Source organism: Pseudomonas sp. HLS-6 (genome assembly GCF_002753995.1).
Classification (GTDB): domain Bacteria; phylum Pseudomonadota; class Gammaproteobacteria; order Pseudomonadales; family Pseudomonadaceae; genus Aquipseudomonas; species Aquipseudomonas defluvii.
The window spans coordinates 1,294,650-1,311,317 of record NZ_CP024478.1; the positions used below are offsets into that span (position 1 = coordinate 1,294,650).

At 58.4% G+C, this 16,668-nt stretch carries 19 protein-coding genes; 10 read left to right on the plus strand and 9 right to left on the minus strand.

The annotated features are described in order from the left end of the window. Positions 1–6 precede the first annotated feature (6 nt). From fghA to rpoS, 7 genes are all read left to right on the plus strand, one after another. Positions 7–849 carry an S-formylglutathione hydrolase gene (gene fghA / locus CS390_RS05835; protein WP_099773739.1) on the plus strand — a complete coding sequence of 281 codons (843 nt, stop codon included), beginning with the start codon at positions 7–9 and terminating at the stop codon, positions 847–849. A 76-nt stretch (positions 850–925) separates the two neighbouring features. Further along, positions 926–1,399, plus strand: a complete 474-nt coding sequence (ispF, locus tag CS390_RS05840) for a 2-C-methyl-D-erythritol 2,4-cyclodiphosphate synthase (RefSeq protein WP_099773740.1) — start codon at positions 926–928, stop codon at positions 1,397–1,399. Next, positions 1,396–2,454 (plus strand): tRNA pseudouridine(13) synthase TruD, encoded by a 1,059-nt coding sequence (gene truD, locus CS390_RS05845; protein WP_099773741.1) that lies wholly within the window; start codon positions 1,396–1,398, stop codon positions 2,452–2,454. Before ispF ends, truD begins: the two co-directional genes overlap by 4 nt. Next, on the plus strand, positions 2,442–3,191 hold the full coding sequence (gene surE, locus CS390_RS05850; RefSeq protein ID WP_099773742.1) for a 5'/3'-nucleotidase SurE: 750 nt from the start codon (positions 2,442–2,444) through the stop codon (positions 3,189–3,191). The genes truD and surE overlap by 13 nt, the downstream gene beginning before the upstream one ends. Positions 3,192–3,226: 35 nt before the next feature. Further along, positions 3,227–3,865, plus strand: coding sequence for a protein-L-isoaspartate(D-aspartate) O-methyltransferase (locus CS390_RS05855; protein WP_177442435.1), 639 nt, complete (start codon positions 3,227–3,229; stop codon positions 3,863–3,865). 178 nt (positions 3,866–4,043) lie between these two features. Then, positions 4,044–4,901 (plus strand): peptidoglycan DD-metalloendopeptidase family protein, encoded by an 858-nt coding sequence (locus tag CS390_RS05860; RefSeq protein WP_099773744.1) that lies wholly within the window; start codon positions 4,044–4,046, stop codon positions 4,899–4,901. A gap of 107 nt (positions 4,902–5,008) precedes the next feature. Then, on the plus strand, positions 5,009–6,016 hold the full coding sequence (gene rpoS / locus CS390_RS05865) for an RNA polymerase sigma factor RpoS (protein ID WP_099773745.1): 1,008 nt from the start codon (positions 5,009–5,011) through the stop codon (positions 6,014–6,016). A 513-nt stretch (positions 6,017–6,529) separates the two neighbouring features. Here the strand turns inward: rpoS and fdxA are convergent. Both fdxA and mutS read right to left on the minus strand, forming a co-directional pair. Beyond that, a complete protein-coding gene (gene fdxA / locus CS390_RS05870; protein WP_065760817.1) occupies positions 6,530–6,853 on the minus strand; it encodes a ferredoxin FdxA in 324 nt (107 codons plus the stop codon). Between the two features lie 139 nt (positions 6,854–6,992). Beyond that, positions 6,993–9,563: a DNA mismatch repair protein MutS gene (mutS, locus tag CS390_RS05875; protein ID WP_177442436.1), complete on the minus strand. Its 2,571-nt coding sequence runs from the start codon at positions 9,561–9,563 to the stop codon at positions 6,993–6,995. A 427-nt stretch (positions 9,564–9,990) separates the two neighbouring features. Between mutS and CS390_RS05880 the strand changes: the two genes are divergently transcribed. Genes CS390_RS05880 through CS390_RS05890 form a run of 3 tightly spaced genes read left to right on the plus strand, consistent with a single transcriptional unit; the run spans position 9,991 to position 11,636 of the window. Further along, positions 9,991–10,695, plus strand: a complete 705-nt coding sequence (locus CS390_RS05880; protein ID WP_099773747.1) for a TIGR04255 family protein — start codon at positions 9,991–9,993, stop codon at positions 10,693–10,695. Positions 10,696–10,753: 58 nt separating this feature from the next. Beyond that, a complete protein-coding gene (locus CS390_RS05885) occupies positions 10,754–11,038 on the plus strand; it encodes a hypothetical protein (RefSeq protein WP_157767120.1) in 285 nt (94 codons plus the stop codon). Between the two features lie 10 nt (positions 11,039–11,048). Continuing rightward, positions 11,049–11,636: a hypothetical protein gene (locus CS390_RS05890; protein ID WP_099773749.1), complete on the plus strand. Its 588-nt coding sequence runs from the start codon at positions 11,049–11,051 to the stop codon at positions 11,634–11,636. On the opposite strand, the gene CS390_RS05895 is transcribed toward CS390_RS05890, so the two are convergent. From CS390_RS05895 to CS390_RS05920, 7 genes are all read right to left on the minus strand, one after another. Then, positions 11,584–12,873, minus strand: a complete 1,290-nt coding sequence (locus CS390_RS05895) for a site-specific integrase (RefSeq protein WP_099773750.1) — start codon at positions 12,871–12,873, stop codon at positions 11,584–11,586. The genes CS390_RS05890 and CS390_RS05895 overlap by 53 nt on opposite strands. Beyond that, positions 12,840–13,037, minus strand: a complete 198-nt coding sequence (locus tag CS390_RS05900; RefSeq protein ID WP_099773751.1) for an excisionase — start codon at positions 13,035–13,037, stop codon at positions 12,840–12,842. The genes CS390_RS05895 and CS390_RS05900 overlap by 34 nt, the downstream gene beginning before the upstream one ends. 198 nt (positions 13,038–13,235) lie before the next feature. Continuing rightward, entirely contained in the window at positions 13,236–13,772 is a 537-nt protein-coding gene (locus CS390_RS05905) for a hypothetical protein (protein ID WP_099773752.1), read from the minus strand. Further along, entirely contained in the window at positions 13,769–13,957 is a 189-nt protein-coding gene (locus CS390_RS24905; protein WP_157767121.1) for a hypothetical protein, read from the minus strand. The genes CS390_RS05905 and CS390_RS24905 overlap by 4 nt, the downstream gene beginning before the upstream one ends. Before the next feature lie 192 nt (positions 13,958–14,149). Continuing rightward, positions 14,150–14,446: a hypothetical protein gene (locus CS390_RS05910; RefSeq protein ID WP_256587572.1), complete on the minus strand. Its 297-nt coding sequence runs from the start codon at positions 14,444–14,446 to the stop codon at positions 14,150–14,152. Continuing rightward, complete coding sequence (locus CS390_RS05915) at positions 14,443–16,128, minus strand: DNA cytosine methyltransferase (RefSeq protein WP_099773753.1); 1,686 nt, start codon at positions 16,126–16,128, stop codon at positions 14,443–14,445. The genes CS390_RS05910 and CS390_RS05915 overlap by 4 nt, the downstream gene beginning before the upstream one ends. Continuing rightward, positions 16,125–16,622, minus strand: a complete 498-nt coding sequence (locus tag CS390_RS05920; protein ID WP_099773754.1) for a hypothetical protein — start codon at positions 16,620–16,622, stop codon at positions 16,125–16,127. The genes CS390_RS05915 and CS390_RS05920 overlap by 4 nt, the downstream gene beginning before the upstream one ends. Positions 16,623–16,668 lie beyond the last annotated feature (46 nt).

Here is a 16,668-nt window from a genome sequence, read left to right on the forward strand (position 1 = left end):
TCAGCCATGAGCCTGGAAAACCTATCCTGCCAAAAGAGCTTTGGTGGCTGGCACAAGCGTTATCGGCACCGCTCTGAGGTGCTGGGGTGTGACATGGTCTTTGCGGTCTACCTGCCGCCACAAGCGGAGCAGGGCGGCAAGCTGCCAGTGTTGTACTGGCTGAGCGGCTTGACCTGCACGGACGAGAATTTCATGCAGAAAGCCGGTGCGCACAAGCTGGCTGCGGAACTAGGGCTGATTATCGTTGCCCCAGACACCAGCCCGCGAGGGCCGAAGGTACCGGGTGATCCGGACGGCGCCTGGGACTTCGGTCTTGGCGCGGGCTTCTACCTCAACGCCACCGAGCAGCCGTGGGCGGAGCACTACCGCATGCACGACTATGTGGTCGAGGAGCTGCCCGCACTGGTCGAAGCGCATTTTCCCGCCTCCGACAAGCGCGGTGTCAGCGGTCACTCCATGGGCGGGCACGGGGCATTGGTTTGCGCCTTGCGCAATCCGGGTCGTTATCGCTCGGTCTCGGCGTTTGCCCCGATCAGCAACCCGATGGATTGCCCTTGGGGGCAGAAGGCGTTTTCCCGTTACCTGGGAGAGGAGCGCGCGCGTTGGCGTGAGTGGGATGCCAGCGTCCTGATTGCCGAGGCGAGCGAGCGGCTGCCATTGCTGGTCGATCAGGGTGATCGTGACGATTTCCTGGTCACTCAGCTCAAGCCGGAAGTCTTGGCCCAGGCTGCGCGTGCTGCGGATCATCCCCTGACGTTGCGCCTGCAGCCGGGGTATGACCACAGCTACTACTTCATCGCCAGCTTCATCGATGACCATCTGCGTCATCATGCCGCTGCGTTGCGCTAGGGGCTGCGGACAAATCAAGCCCAAGCCCGGGTAAAGCAGGTAGAATCACGTCCTGACTCAATCAGGGCGTTTTTCTATGCGTATTGGCCACGGCTACGATGTACATCGCTTCGCACAGGGCGATTTTATTACCTTGGGCGGTGTGCGCATTGCCCACTCTTCCGGGCTGTTGGCTCACTCCGACGGCGACGTGCTGCTGCATGCCCTGAGCGACGCCTTGCTTGGTGCGGCAGCATTGGGCGATATCGGCCGGCACTTTCCCGATACGGACCCGCAGTTCAAGGGCGCAGACAGCCGCGTGCTGTTGCGTCATGTGCTGGCCAAGGTCCAGGCCAAGGGGTGGAAAGTCGGGAATGTCGACGCAACCATCGTTGCCCAGGCTCCGAAAATGGCGCCCCATATCGAAACCATGCGCGCCCTGATTGCTGAAGACCTGCAGGTCGATATCGACCAGGTCAACGTCAAGGCCACCACCACCGAGAAGCTCGGTTTCACCGGGCGTGAAGAAGGCATTGCCGTTCACGCTGTTGCCTTGTTGCTGTCAGCATGACCGAACTTGAATTGCTTGGCCCGTGCGCATCGGGTCCATCCTTGGGGCATGCCGTGCTCAAGGCGACCGCGGAAGATTTTCAGGTCGACGAAGTACTCGATATCCCGCTCTCCGGTGACGGCGAGCACCTGTGGCTGTGGGTCGAGAAACGCGACCTCAACACCGAGGAAGCTGCCCGCCGTCTGGCTCGTGCAGCCGGCGTGCCGGTGCGTAACATCAGTTATGCCGGCCTCAAGGATCGTCAGGCCCTGACGCGCCAATGGTTCAGTCTGCACCTGCCGGGCAAGGCCGATCCGGACCTGTCTGGCGCAGAAAACGAAACCCTGCGAATCCTCAAGCGTGCCCGGCATAAGCGCAAACTGCAGCGCGGTGCGCACTCTGCCAACGGCTTCACCTTGCGCCTGACTCAACTGTCTGCAGACCCCGCTGCTCTCCAGGCTCGCCTGGAGCAGTTGCGCAGTGAGGGTGTTCCCAACTACTTCGGCACGCAGCGCTTCGGTCATAACGGCGGGAACATTGTTGATGCCCGTGACTGGGCGGCCCGCCAGGCCTTGCCGGAGCAACGCAATGTGCGGTCGCGGCTGCTTTCGGCTGCGCGCAGCTACCTGTTCAACCGGGTGCTGGCGGCCCGCGTTGCCAATGGCACCTGGAACCAGGCGCAGGTCGGTGACTTGCTGGCCTTCACCGACAGCCGCAGTTTTTTCCCGGCAGGGGAGGCTGAGTGCCAAGATCCTCGTCTTTCGATACTTGACCTGCATCCAACCGGTCCACTGTGGGGTGAGGGGCACTCTGCCACAGGTGGTGCTGTTGCTGAGTTGGAGCAGCGCATCGGCGAAGAAGAGGCGGCGTTGTGCCAATGGTTGAGCGAGGCCGGCATGAGTCACGAGCGACGCATTCTGCGGCTGCCCATTGGCGGTCTGACGTGGCATTATCCCGAGCCTGATATCCTGCAACTGGAATTCGTCCTTCCGGCCGGATGCTTCGCCACCGTTGTGGTGCGTGAACTCATCGACCTGGCGCCGGCAGGGCAGACGGACAGCCCATGCGTATTCTGATTTCAAACGATGATGGGGTTACTGCCCCCGGACTTGCCGCACTGCACGCTGCGTTGGCGGATTATGCCGAGTGTGTGGTGATTGCCCCGGATCAAGACAAAAGCGGCGCGAGCAGCTCGCTGACCCTTGACCGGCCGCTGCACCCGCAGACCCTGGCCAACGGTTACATCAGCCTCAATGGCACACCCACCGACTGCGTGCACCTGGGCCTTAATGGTCTGTTGCCGTATACCCCCGACATGGTGGTTTCGGGCATCAACCTGGGCGCCAACCTGGGCGATGATGTGTTGTATTCGGGTACGGTCGCTGCCGCACTGGAAGGGCGCTTCCTCGGTGGAACCTCGTTTGCGTTTTCGCTGTTGTCGCGTCTTCCCGACAATCTGCCAGCGGCTGCCTATATTGCCCGCAGGCTGGTCGAGGCGCAGAGCCGCCTGACATTGCCCCCACGCACAGTGCTTAACGTCAATATTCCGAACCTCCCGCTGGAGCACATCCGTGGTATCCAGCTGACGCGTCTCGGTCACCGTGCGCGTGCAGCTGCGCCGACCAAGGTGGTTAACCCGCGCGGTAAGGAAGGCTATTGGATCGCGGTGGCTGGCGATGCTGAGGACGGCGGCCCGGGCACCGATTTTCACGCGGTGATGCAGGGCTATGTATCGATTACCCCGCTGCAGCTCGATCGCACCTTCAATGAGGCGTTTGAACAACTCGATGGTTGGTTGGAGGGTGTGCTCTGATGCGTGAGGACGATCTGGTGCGCCGCGGTATTGGCATGACCTCTCAGCGGACCCGTGAGCGACTGATCCAGCGGTTGTGTGAAGAGGGGATCTCCAATCCGCAGGTGTTGGAGGTCATTCGCCGCACGCCACGCCATCTGTTCGTCGACGAAGCGCTGGCGCACCGCGCCTACGAGGATACAGCGCTGCCGATTGGTAACAACCAGACCATCTCCCAGCCCTTTATTGTGGCGCACATGAGTGAGTTGTTGCTCGAAGCGGGTCCGTTGGACAAAGTGCTGGAGATTGGCACGGGTTCTGGTTACCAGACCGCGATTCTGTCGCAGTTGGTTGAGCGAGTGTTTTCGGTTGAACGCATCAAGGTGCTGCAAGACCGGGCCAAGGAGCGTTTGCTCGAACTCAATCTGCGTAACGTGGTGTTCCGTTGGGGCGATGGCTGTGAAGGTTGGCCAGCCCTGGCCCCTTACAATGGGATCATCGTCACTGCGGTTGCTCCCGAGGTTCCGCAAGCCTTGCTTGATCAGCTTGCGCCCGGTGGGCGCATGGTCATTCCGGTGGGCGCTACAGGAGAGTTGCAGCAGTTGATGTTGATCGTTCGTGAGGAGAACGGTTTCTCCCAGCGTGCGATGGGGGCGGTGCGTTTTGTGCCATTGCTCAACGGCCCGGTGGCTTGAGCCAGGCTTTTTTCTGCGTGAGCGAATTCTGCTGCAGGCTGCAGGTCTATTTGCCAGGCCTGAGCAAACATCCTGAGTAAATTTGTGCTGCGTGAGCCCGCCGCAATAGGCGCACGCTCAGTTATAATTGCAACATTATTTCATTTTCCTTATCGGTCACCATTAGAGGGAGCGGCGGGTGAGTCACACAGTCATTCGGCAGCGTATGGGTCTATCGAGCTTCAGGCTTCTGGTGATTGCACTTGCCTTTGGTACGCTGGTTACGGGTTGTTCCAGCACTTCTTCGAGCAGCGTTGGCGTGGTGGACCGCAATAATGCGGCGCCCAAGCGTCCTGCCGTGACCACAGGGCAGTACGTCGTACGTCCAGGTGATACCCTGTTCTCCATCGCTTTCCGATACGGTTGGGACTACAAGGCGTTGGCTGCGCGCAACAATATTGCGCCGCCCTATACCATTCGTCCTGGGCAGGCTATTCGTTTCGATGGCCGTTCCGGTGGTGCGTCGGGTACTCCCTCCCAGACCGTGGTCAGCAGCTCCTCGTCGTCAAGTAAAACTACGGTTACCCGGCGCCCGGTGGGTACCCCAGCGCCTTCCACAAGCACCTCGTCGAGTGCCGCCAGCAGCGCGCCTGCGCCCGTTCAGGTGCCGGCATCGGAGCGTGCAGTGGGGGGCTGGGCGTGGCCTGCGAGTGGTGTGTTAATTGGTAAATTTGCTTCAAACGGTAGTTTGAATAAAGGCATTGATATCGCCGGTGATTTGGGACAGCCTGTTTTTGCTGCGTCTGATGGTTCAGTGGTGTACGCCGGAAGTGGCTTGCGGGGCTACGGCGAGTTGGTAATTATCAAGCACAGCGACACCTACGTCAGTGCTTACGGTCATAACCGTAGGCTGTTGGTTCGGGAGGGGCAGCAGGTCAAGGCAGGGCAGACAATTGCCGAGATGGGGTCCACGGGTACTGACCGGGTGAAGCTTCATTTTGAGATTCGCCGTCAGGGGAAACCCGTAGATCCGTTGCAATTCCTGCCGCGTCGTTGACCGCTTGTGCCTTGCCTGTTCCTTCGCGTAGTGGGGACAGGCTCCAGCGCTACCAAGGATCAGGTGACGCTCGAGTCTGAGTTCGAACTCAGCAAAGGACTATAACAATGGCTCTCAGTAAAGAAGTGCCGGAGTTTGACATCGACGATGAGGTTCTCCTGATGGAGACCGGTATCGTTTTGGAAACGGATGTGGTGTCAGACGAACCTGCTGTATCTTCGGTTCGGACCAAAGCCAAACACGGCTCGTCACTCAAACAGCACAAGTACATCGACTACACCCGAGCACTTGATGCTACTCAGCTTTACCTGAATGAAATCGGATTCTCACCCCTGCTTTCGCCTGAGGAAGAAGTTCATTTTGCGCGGCTGTCGCAAAGTGGTGATCCTGCTGGGCGTAAGCGCATGATCGAGAGCAACTTGCGTCTGGTGGTAAAAATTGCCCGGCGCTATGTGAATCGGGGGCTTTCGCTGCTTGACCTCATCGAGGAAGGCAACCTGGGGTTGATCCGTGCTGTCGAGAAGTTCGATCCTGAACGTGGTTTCCGTTTCTCTACCTATGCCACCTGGTGGATCCGGCAGACCATCGAACGGGCGATCATGAACCAGACCCGTACCATCCGCTTGCCGATCCATGTGGTCAAGGAGCTGAACGTTTACCTGCGTGCTGCTCGGGAACTGACCCAGAAGCTCGATCACGAACCGTCGCCGGAAGAGATTGCCAGCTTGCTGGAGAAGCCTGTTGGTGAGGTCAAGCGCATGCTGGGCCTTAACGAGCGCGTGTCTTCAGTCGATGTTTCGCTGGGGCCTGATTCTGACAAGACCCTGCTTGATACCCTCACTGACGATCGACCGACTGACCCCTGCGAGTTGCTTCAGGACGATGATCTGTCCCAGAGCATCGACCAGTGGCTCAGTGAGTTGACTGACAAGCAACGTGAGGTGGTGATTCGCCGTTTTGGCTTGCGCGGCCACGAGAGCAGTACCCTTGAGGATGTTGGCCTGGAGATCGGTCTGACCCGGGAGCGGGTTCGCCAGATCCAGGTTGAGGGGCTAAAGCGCCTGCGCGAGATTCTGGAGAAGAACGGTCTGTCCAGCGAGTCGCTGTTCCAGTAACGCCGATGCAGTGAAAAACACCCCGACTGGTTCGGGGTGTTTTTGTTTGTGTTGAGCTAGCGCCGGGTCGCCCGGGGCTGAAACATGTTGGTATGAGCCAAAGACTACTCGTGTGTTGTTACTGTGCATGCTGTTGTAAGTGATCACTTACAGCGTGCGTAAGCCAAAGCTGTAGGCGCGAGTAAATCGTTGCCGCTTTCACAGTCGGTATTTGTTTATCTGTTTGATAAATAAGGATTTTTATTTTTGCTTGGGTAACCCTCAGGTCTTTTTTTGAGAGGTTTTGCCAGTTGCTCCAGGCGCTCCAGCGATTACTATCTGCCCTGTGTCCACGGATTTGGACACAGGCCTTCAAGGATGAGGGTCAAGGACATCGCAGGATGCGATTCATCAGGATGATGAAAGGGAATAAAGGGACTACGGAAAAAATGTGGGCGGGTCAAACCGCCCCTTTTTTTTGTCCGCAAAAAAGAAAAGGCCCCTGTAGGGGCCTTTTGCGTAGAACGAGAGCGTTTAGCGCTCCAGATCCTTGATCTTGCCTTTGACACCGTCGAATTCCTCGGCATCGGGCAGTGCATCTTTCTTCTCGGTGATGTTTGGCCAGATCTCAGCCAGCTCAACGTTCAGCTGGATGAACTCCTGCATATCCTCAGGCACTTCGTCCTCAGAGAAAATGGCTTGTGCCGGGCATTCAGGCTCGCACAGCGCACAGTCGATGCACTCATCCGGGTGAATGACCAGGAAGTTCGGGCCTTCGTAGAAGCAGTCCACCGGACAGACTTCTACGCAGTCGGTGTACTTGCACTTGATGCAGTTGTCGGTGACGACGAAGGTCATTTCTAATTTTCTCCTCAGGCGACGGCAGCACAGCCCTTCCAGACAGGGCCGCGGGGTTTGGTAGATGGCTGCAGACCAGGCTAGTAATCTGCAGTGTCGCCAAACCGCGCGGGATTCTATCAGCTTGTGGGACGGTGCGTTAGATCAGAGTCTTTAGTGTATAGAGCATTTCGAGCGCCTGACGAGGTGTCAGGTTATCAATATCGGTTTTGCTGATTTCCTCCAGCACCGGGTGCGGCAGGCTGGCGAACAGATCGCTCTGGTGCGGCACCGCTGGCGCGCCTCTGTCGGCTACAGGCGCTGCGTCATGCGGCAGGCTCGCGGTTTCCAGGCGGCTCAGGTGTTCGCGGGCACGCTGAATAACCGGGCCAGGTACGCCGGCCAGTTGGGCAACCGCGAGGCCGTAGCTCTGGCTGGCCGGGCCAGGCAGTACATGGTGCAGGAACACGATACGTTCGTTGTGTTCGGTGGCATTGAGGTGCACGTTGGCTACCAGCGGTTCGCTCTCGGGTAGTACGGTCAACTCGAAGTAGTGCGTGGCGAACAGCGTATAGGCGCGCAGTTGCGCCAAGCGCTCGGCTGCGGCCCAGGCCAGCGACAGGCCGTCAAAGGTACTGGTGCCGCGCCCCACTTCATCCATCAGCACCAGGCTGCGTTCGGTAGCGTTATGCAGGATGTTGGCGGTTTCGCTCATCTCGACCATGAAGGTCGAGCGGCCGCCGGCCAGGTCATCGCTGGAGCCGATCCGGGTGAAGATGCGGTCAACCAGCGACAGCTCGCAACTGGCCGCCGGTACGAAGCTGCCGATGTGTGCCATGAGCACGATCAATGCGGTCTGGCGCATGTAGGTGGATTTACCGCCCATGTTCGGACCGGTTATCACCAGCATGCGGGTGTTGTCATCGAGTGCCAGGTCGTTGGCCACGAACGGGGTGGTCAGTACCTGCTCGACCACCGGGTGGCGCCCCTGGCTGATCCGCATGCACGGCTCGTCGACGAACGTTGGGCAGTTCAGATCGAGGTTCAGCGCGCGCTCTGCCAGGTTGCTCAGGACGTCCAGCTCTGCCAGTGCCGCGGCAGTGTCCTGCAAGGGCGGCAGATGGCTGATCAGGTTTTCCAGCAGCGCTTCATAGAGCATTTTCTCCCGCGCCAATGCGCGGCTTTTAGCCGACAGCGCCTTGTCTTCGAAGGTTTTCAGCTCAGGCGTGATAAAGCGCTCGGCACCTTTGAGGGTCTGGCGACGGATGTAGTCGGCAGGTGCCTGTTCAGCCTGCTTGCTGGGCAGTTCGATAAAGTAGCCGTGGACACGGTTGTAGCCGACCTTGAGGTTGGCCAGGCCGGTACGAGCTTTCTCGCGAGCCTCCAGGTCAATCAGGAACTGGCCGGCGTTTTCGCTCATCGACAGCAGCTCGTCCAGCTCGCTGTCATAGCCCGTCTTGAGGACGCCGCCGTCGCGGATCACCGCAGGCGGATTGTCGATGATCGCTTTTTGCAGCAGGTCAGCCAGTTCCGGGTAGGTGCCGGCGATAGCCGCCAGGCGTGCCAGGTGCGGTGCCTCCAGCTCGGCCATTGCGTTTTGCAGCTCAGGCAATGCACCCAGTGCATCGCGCAGGCGAGCCAGGTCGCGAGGGCGGGCATTACGCAGGCCAATCCGGGCCAGGATCCGTTCGATGTCGCCAATTTCCTTCAGCTGTGGCTGCAGCTTTTCAAAGCGGTAGCCATCGAGGAGGCAGCGAATGGAGCTCTGGCGTGCCAGCAGCACCTTCAGGTCGCGCAGGGGGCGGTTCAGCCAACGGGTCAGCAAACGGCTGCCCATGGCGGTCTGGCAGCGGTCGATGACCGATTGCAGGGTATTGTCGCGACCGCCTGCGAGGTTGACGTCCAGCTCAAGGTTGCGGCGGCTGGCACCGTCGAGTACGACAGTATCGTCAAGCCGTTCGTGTTTGAGGCTGCGAAGATGGGGCAGGGCGGTACGCTGGGTTTCCTTGGCGTAGCCCAGCAGGCAACCGGCAGCACCGATGGCCAGGGTCAGCTTCTCGCAGCCAAAACCTTTAAGGTCTTGGGTTGCGAACTGCTGGCACAGGCTCTTGCGGGCTGAGTCACGGTCGAAGTCCCAGGGTGCCCGGCGTCTGGCGCCACGACGCTTCTCGGCTGGCAAGCCTTGTGGCCAATCATCCGGGATCAGCAGTTCCACCGGGTTGATTCGCTCCAGCTCGGCCAGCAGGTTCTCCCAGCCCTTGAGCTCCTGAACGGTGAAGTTGCCGCTGGTGATGTCCAGTACTGCAAGGCCAAAGAGGCGTTCATCGCCCAGTACGGCAGCGATCAGGTTGTCACGGCGTTCATCAAGCAACGCCTCATCGCTGACCGTGCCTGGGGTGATAATACGTACGACCTGGCGCTCGACCGGCCCTTTGCTGGTTGCCGGATCGCCGATCTGCTCGCAGATCACCACCGACTCTCCCAGTTTCACCAGCTTGGCCAGGTAGCCTTCAGCTGCATGGAAGGGGATACCGCACATGGGGATCGACTGGCCCGCGGACTGCCCACGGGCAGTCAGGGTAATGTCCAGGAGTTTTGCGGCTTTCTTCGCATCTTCGTAGAAGATTTCGTAGAAATCGCCCATGCGGTAGAACATCAGCTGATCTGGGTGCTGGTTCTTCAGCTTCCAGTATTGCTGCATCATCGGAGTGTGTGCGGAAAAATCGGAAATTGCTTTATTCATCAAGGCGTTAGAACGATCTTAGAAAAGGCTTGGGGCATTTCTGGGGCATTTAGAGCGTTTACTTGCTTAGCGAAGCCGTGAGGGGCGCCGAAGCCAGACCAATTGTTTGCAAGGGTATCACGGCATATGGGGTTCCGGGCGCCCCGCGCATACAAAGTAGAACTTGAGCTACCACGCGTGCAATTAAGGACGCAAATCCGCATGGATTTCGCACACGGCATCCCCTACACTCCGCGCAAGGTGTAATGGTATTTTACGTTAACGATAATTATTTGCATTTTTGCATACAGGCCGCATGTGAGTCGAATCGGCTGGGCGGCTGTCAATATCGTCGAGAACGGTGAGGTTAGGAGTGGGTCAGGTGGCAGGATCTGGGACAGGTAAAATTCTTCCGTCGAAGCTGGGTAGGGAGCCAATGATCGAAGCTGTCTTCGAGATGCGCTTCGAAAGCTCCGCCCCAGTGGCTGCGATGCTGCCTGGCATTTTATACAGCAAGCTGAGCGGCTCCCTGTCCATGGAGCAGTTGCCTCCGCATTCGATGCCCAAAGAGATACGGGACGCGGATCCTAACTTTCAGCATCTGCCGCTGACGAAGTGCAGCTGGGGAAATTACTGGATCCTTATTGGTGACCGTATTTTCGCCGTGGCATCTAAGCTTCCCTATGCTGGATGGGCGGATTTTCTTCAGAAGATCGAGGAGGCCTTTGGCGTCGCTCTCGAAACGGGGTTGATCACGACCGTAAATCGCTGCTCTATCAAGTACGTTGATATCCTTGATTCCATCCCTATCCCGGCGTCCGAGTGCTTCAATATGAACCTCGCTGTCGGCAGTATTGATGGCAAGGACAATTTTCATATTAAGGTCAGTGCAGTTCAGGATGGCGTAATCCAGACGGTTCAGCTCATCTCCAGTGCTATGACGCAGCTTTTCGATGGCCGCCCGCTGCAAGGTCCGTTAATCGACGTAGATTCGGTCATGGATATACCTGCAGAAGACTCAGGTGCGTTTGCAAGTAGGTTGGTTGAGCGAGCTACTGCTCTGCATGATGCAAACAAAAAGACAGTTTTTGACGCTATCTCTGAATTGGCCTTGAAGCATTTGGAGCCAAGCTATGAGTAACTATAGGGTTGTAACTGCTCCGGCTACTGTTGGTCTCGTAGCGGCGGGTGTCATTCTGATGAGCACCTCCTTCGTAGACTTGAATGGTCAGGATGAATCCATGGATAGGATGCGGCAGATATCTACCTCCAATCTTTCAAACGTATCTGTATACGCTGAAAGCATCAATAGTCCGACCCTTGGGCTTGGATTGACCTATCAGATCGCTGCTATTTCAGCGGACCAGGTATTGCAGAACGCATCTATCGGCTTTGCCACTTCTATCGCAAGCGGCCTTGAAACATTGGGCTCCGAATACCTCGAAGTGATCGAAGATAATTTTTGGGACTTGGTTCTTAGGTAGTAATCGGTAGATGGATATTGCAGGGTTTGACTATAAGGACTTTCTTCCCTATTACCTGACCGACGACCAAAAGCGTGGTCTGGCGAGCGCTATGAAAGACTTTTCAGGGCGCTCAAACATTTTTACTCAGGAGTTTCAGGCAGAGGTTTTCCAGGGGGATTGCTGGGAAGGAATACCTCACATTACCTTGTCAGGACGTAAGGAAAATATCCAGGCGATTATTTTGTCAAATACCTGTGATATTGATAAAACTAATGTTAGGCATACACCAGTTCATGTTACCTATGCGCCTCTTATTGGTCTGGCTGCCTATGAGAAGTTGCTTCTTGCCGCACTTCCAGAAAAGGATGTTAAAGGCAAGATTGCTGCGATCAAGGCTCAGCACATGACTAATTTAATTTATCTTCCGGCTTCGGTAGAGGGGACTTTGGAAAGCGTGGCCATGTTGGATATGGTGTCGTCTATTCCGTATAAGGCTTTTGAAGCCCAAGCCGAAAAGCGCAAAGTTAGGTCGCTGAATCAGCTTGGCTTCTACCTGTTGTCCTTTAAGCTTTCAATTCATTTCTGCCGGATGCATGAGGCGGTCTATCGCGGTTGAAAGTCCTCGATAGTTCTAACCAGATCCTCTTTAGTTCATCGGGCGACTCATCATCCATCCATTTCGCATAGACTTCAACTAGCATGGTGAAGTCTTTGTGGCCCATTTGTTTTGCAATAAATGCCAGGTTGCCACGAGCTGTTAGACACCAGCACGCATAGGTGTGTCGCGTTTGGTATGGCCGGCGCGGTCGGATTCCGGCTCGTCGCTGGATCGCGGCCCACTTAGTGTTCCATGCCGTCGACACAAACCAGTGGTTGATGAGTTTCTTCCTAGCCTGGGTTGTTGGTGATAGTAGAGGTGTGACCAGCTCGTCTCGGCTCTCATGCCGGTTGTGGTAGACCTTGATCTGCTGTTTCGGGTGATCAGCCACCAGCCCCAACAGAGTGCGGCATGCTTCCAACGCCGGGGGCATCAGCAAGATTGAGCGTGGTTTACCGGTCTTGGGTACTTTGAAGGTTTTGTCGGCGGTGATTGCGCGGGAGATGTGGATCTGCCCGGTGGCAAGGTCGACATCTTCTGCTGCTAGTGCGCACATTTCTCCGGGTCGAATCCCGGTGTAAACGGCTAGGGTGACTGCTGCAACATCCTGTGGGTGTAGGCACCCCTTACTGATCAGCTGTTCAAACTCATCCTGTGTCAGCGGATCTGGATCTTTGTCGCTCATTGCGAAACGAGTACAGGCAGCGGCTAGGCCTGCTTTGCAGTAGCGGTTGCTCTCGCACCAGGCGAGGAACCCGGCGAAAGTTGCGAGGTAGTGGTTGCTCGTTGACGGTGCGCGGTCAGCGATCAGCTTTGTTCGCAGCAGTTGGATGTCCTCAGGTAGCAGTACTCCGGCGAGGCGGTCTGCGCCGATCAGGTCCACGCAGATGTCCAGTGCATAGCCGTACTTTTCTTCTGTCATGGGTGTGATATCCACAGCTTTCAGCGGCTTGTATCGCGCCATGAGTGCGGATAGGCGTTCATCCTTGGCAGTGCTGTAGTTGTTGGCGTGCTTGGAGTTTGGGAAGTGTCGGCCATAGTCGAACGTCCCTATTTTGATTTCATGAAGAATCGCCGCCCTGAGTAGGGCGGCATGCTTGATGTTGGCTTTGGTGATAGGGAGTCCTAAGGACTCCCGGCAACGAATGCGGCGCCACATAAACACGACGCGTAAATTGCCGCCGTGTATCTCGATGCCCTTGTGCTTTGCCAGCTCTATCTCTAAGCCGCTTCCTGCGGTGCGCTCTCGGCCCACTTGTCGTACTCCGTCATGTTGATTGCAATGCGTCCATCGGGGGCTTTTCGCCAGATCCGGCCCTGTGCCCAGGTGCCGTCCTTGACCTTGTGCCTGATGGCATCCTCGCTGTACCCGGTGAGTTCGGCTGCTCGTTTGATCATTACCCAGCGCGGAAGGCTCATGCGCGTCTCCCCAATGCTTGTTTCGCGGCCGCGTTGGCCATGTAGGATTTCCATTCAGCGCTTTTTCGGTGTTGGCGGATCTTGCTGCACTTGGCGTGCTGACGGGTGGACCTGCCCTTGCCGCACACATCACAGATCGCAGGCAGATCAAGGCTGTGCGTGGCCATGCGTGGTCTGGGTGCCGTTGTATTCATGGTGCTATTCGTCATAGCTCACTGCCTCGCTGCCATTGTCCAGAGCGGCCAGGGCGGCGTCGTCAAACAACTGATGCATTGGGTTTGTGCCCTGCTCGTCCTCGCGCTGCAGCTCGTGGATGATTTCCTGTATCAGCAGCGGCCCGTTGTTGATGCTGATCGGCGAGCCGGCTTCGTTGGCTGGCCACTGCGAGGAGCATGTGACGGCGTGCAGCAGGCACTCGGTGGTGATGCGGATCACCAGTTGGTCGCCCTCGACCGCCACTACCGGCAGGATGTTGTTGTCGGGCGTACCGCCCTCTGCTTCGTCCAGGTTGTGTCCGGTCGCAACTGCGGCGCAGGACATGCCGACGGGCATGATGCTGATCTCGGGCTTGCAGCCCTCGGCGTTTACCTGGCGGTGGCGCTCGATTTCTGCGATCAACTCCAAAGTCACCGCTGGCGGCATCGCCGTGCCGTAGTCGTTGAGTGCTACGTAGTCGTACCAATCGCGTTTCGCCGCTGTGGCGAGCGCCTTCAGCTTTAGGATATCGACGCTCATGCCTTGGTCTCCCGCTTGATGATGAAGCCCGCCGCCTGGCGGATCTTGGAGCATTTGTCGTGGCCGCCCTTGCGAGTCCGTGCTTTGCCGCACACGTCGCAGATGATGGACATGGCTGGTCGGATCAGCGGCTGCATTCCCTTTACTGTTCGGACTGCCGGTTGATAGGTCGTCGTGGTGTTCACAGCGAATACCTCTCATGAGGGCGGCGGGCAGCGGGACTCAACACAAGAGTCGGTGCGTCACTGAGGCTGTTAACAGTCGGTAACGTGCCGGTGGTGTGATGGCTAGTTGCTATGTGCTGATGAATGGCAATGAGAGCGGCGGCTAGCGCAACAGCCAAAAGCAGGCTGATCGCTTGCCAGATGCGTGCTGATTTAGGCATCACGGCGGCCCTCAGTGATCTGCATGAGGACGAGGGCACGCGCATATACAAACAGTTGCTCCGCAGATACGGGCTCTATGCGTTGCTCACCGTTCTGCACGGCTTCCAGGCGAGTGCGGTAAAGCCCGGTCGGGCCGAGCCAAGCGGCTGCGTTGTGCTCGGCGTCGGACACTGGGCAGTCGTGGGCTTCGGGTCGGTCGCCTTGGGCACTGCGGTCGCACTTCCTGCAGTGATGCAGGCCGCCGTCGTAACCCTCGGACGTGTACCAGCGGTGCCGATATGTGCTCATGCTGCCTCCTGCTGGTACAGATCGATCAGGTCTTTCGCGTTGGCGGCGATCAGGTCCTCTGCTTCGTCGGGGCAGACGCTGTTGCCGATCAATCGGATCTGGTCGGTGTTCTTGATGGGGAGCCACTCCAGCTGGCCGGTTTCAGGGTTCTCGAACAGGCCGCGATCAAGGATGTAGTCGGGGCTGAAGCCCTGGGCGAGCTTAAGTTCGGGTGCCTTGAGCATGCGCAGGGTGAAGTCGACCAGGGCGTGTTCCCCCAGCAGCACCACGTCGACCGGCTCGGGGAAGTGTTCCGGTAGGTACTTGTGCAGGAAGCGAGCAGACTTGCGGGCTTTTTCCAGCAGCTCGGGCGGTAGGATCGCGGCGTGCACCTGGACGGTGGTGACCAGTGCCATGCGTTCCTTGGTCGGCAGGGTGTGCATCGGTTCGCCCATGCCCTGCCACTGTCCGCCAGTGCCGTAGTACTTCACCAAGTATGCAGTGGCCAGCCGCTGATTGGTGCCGCGTCCGAGAATGGTGCTCAGTGGCATCTCTGCTGCTCGCCCGTCACCCTTGTAGAACCCGCCGTTGGCTTGCTCAACGTGGCTCGATGCGACAGCGTGGTTCGTGCCGCCGCCGATTGAGCCCTTTCGTAGGGTGATCATTGAGGCGGTCATCAGGGCAAAGTGGCCGCCTTTGATCTGCGCTACCTGCGTGCGCAGCGGCTCGTCAGCGCTGAATGTCCGTTGCGTGCTCGCGTTTGCGAACTCGGTAAGGCTCGCGGCCGCCAACTGCTGCTCGTTGAGCTGGAGCACGAAGGGATGCTCTGCCATCACAGTGTGGCGCCAGAAGCCCTTTGCCACACGTCGGCAAGTGTTGTCGACCAGGGGGCGCTTTCTGGCGAAGAGGCTCTTTCCGAGGTCGGAGAAGTCGATGCACTCGGCTGCGGTTCGCCATGGCAGCTGACCAGGTTGTGGCTTCTCGTGACGCTTCGGTTTCGTCCAGACGATTGGGCGGCCGTCCGTGCGGCCTATGAGGAACAGGCGCTTACGGATAGTTGGCGACCCGGCGTTCGAGGCGCGGCGCTCGCGCCACTGCACGTCACAACCTAGGCCGCGCACCAAGGCGTCCATTGGCACCCATTGACCGATACACTCCATGATCTCGCCCATGTCCGGGTGATCTGCTGCCAGGCCAGTGGTGAGGCATGCAACGAATGCCTTGAAGGTGCGGCCCATCTCGGATTTGATCGGTTTGCCGTGTTCGTCCAGTGGTCCCCATGCCTGGAACTCTTCGACATTCTCCATCAAGAATAGGCGTGGGCGTGTCGCGTAGACCCAGCGCACCACGACCCAGGGCAGCGACCGCACGCTCTTGCTGCGTGGGGCGCCGCCTTTCGCCTTGCTGAAATGGCGGCAGTCTGGCGAGGCCCATAGGATGCCCACGGGCTGCCCGCCGGTCGCCTCCAGTGGGTCGACCTCGTAGATGTCGCTGATGTAGTGGCGGGTGTTGCGGTGGTTTGCCCGGTGGACCGCGATAGCGACGGGGTTGTGGTTGATGGCCACGTCGGGATCGCGGTAGACGCGGGCTCCGCCGCTGCTGGCACCGCCGGCGCCAGCGAACAAGTCGACGTATAGTTCGTGCTGGAAGGGCAGAATGTGCTGTTGCGCACCTTGGGTGTTGATCTGAAGGGCGGCAGTCATGCGGCTTCCCCCGCTGTAGCGGCCGTTGCAGGGGTGGCGCGCAATTGGGCGTGGACGCGCATGGCGAGCGCTAGGATGTCCTGACGCTGCTGAGTCGCCCGTTTACGCCACGGCTCGGTGCCCGGGGCGACTTTCCACGTTTTCTCGGCCAGTGCCAGCGTCTCGGCTGCATCGGTCAAGAGGTTGTAATCGGCCCTGGTCACGGCCAGCCCGGTGTAAGACATGATCCGGGCTTCCAGCTCGGCGATCACATCGCGGCGGGCGTTCATGGCCTGGGTGAAATTCTTCTTCGCGTCCTCAAGCTCGGTGACTTTGTCGGCCAAGGTCTTTTCTAGCGTTTTGATGTGGTGGTTATTCACTGCTTGCCCTGAGGCCTTTCCAGCTGTCAGGCCATTCTCGAAAGCGCGGCGTCGGGCGACGCTGAACAGGAACGGCAGGATAGCCAGCGTGAAGAGCCACAGGGTGGCCAGTGCGAGGATGTAATGCTGTTGCATGTGCTGTGCTCCAAAGGTTGCCCGCCGCCGGCGTGGGTACCGTGGT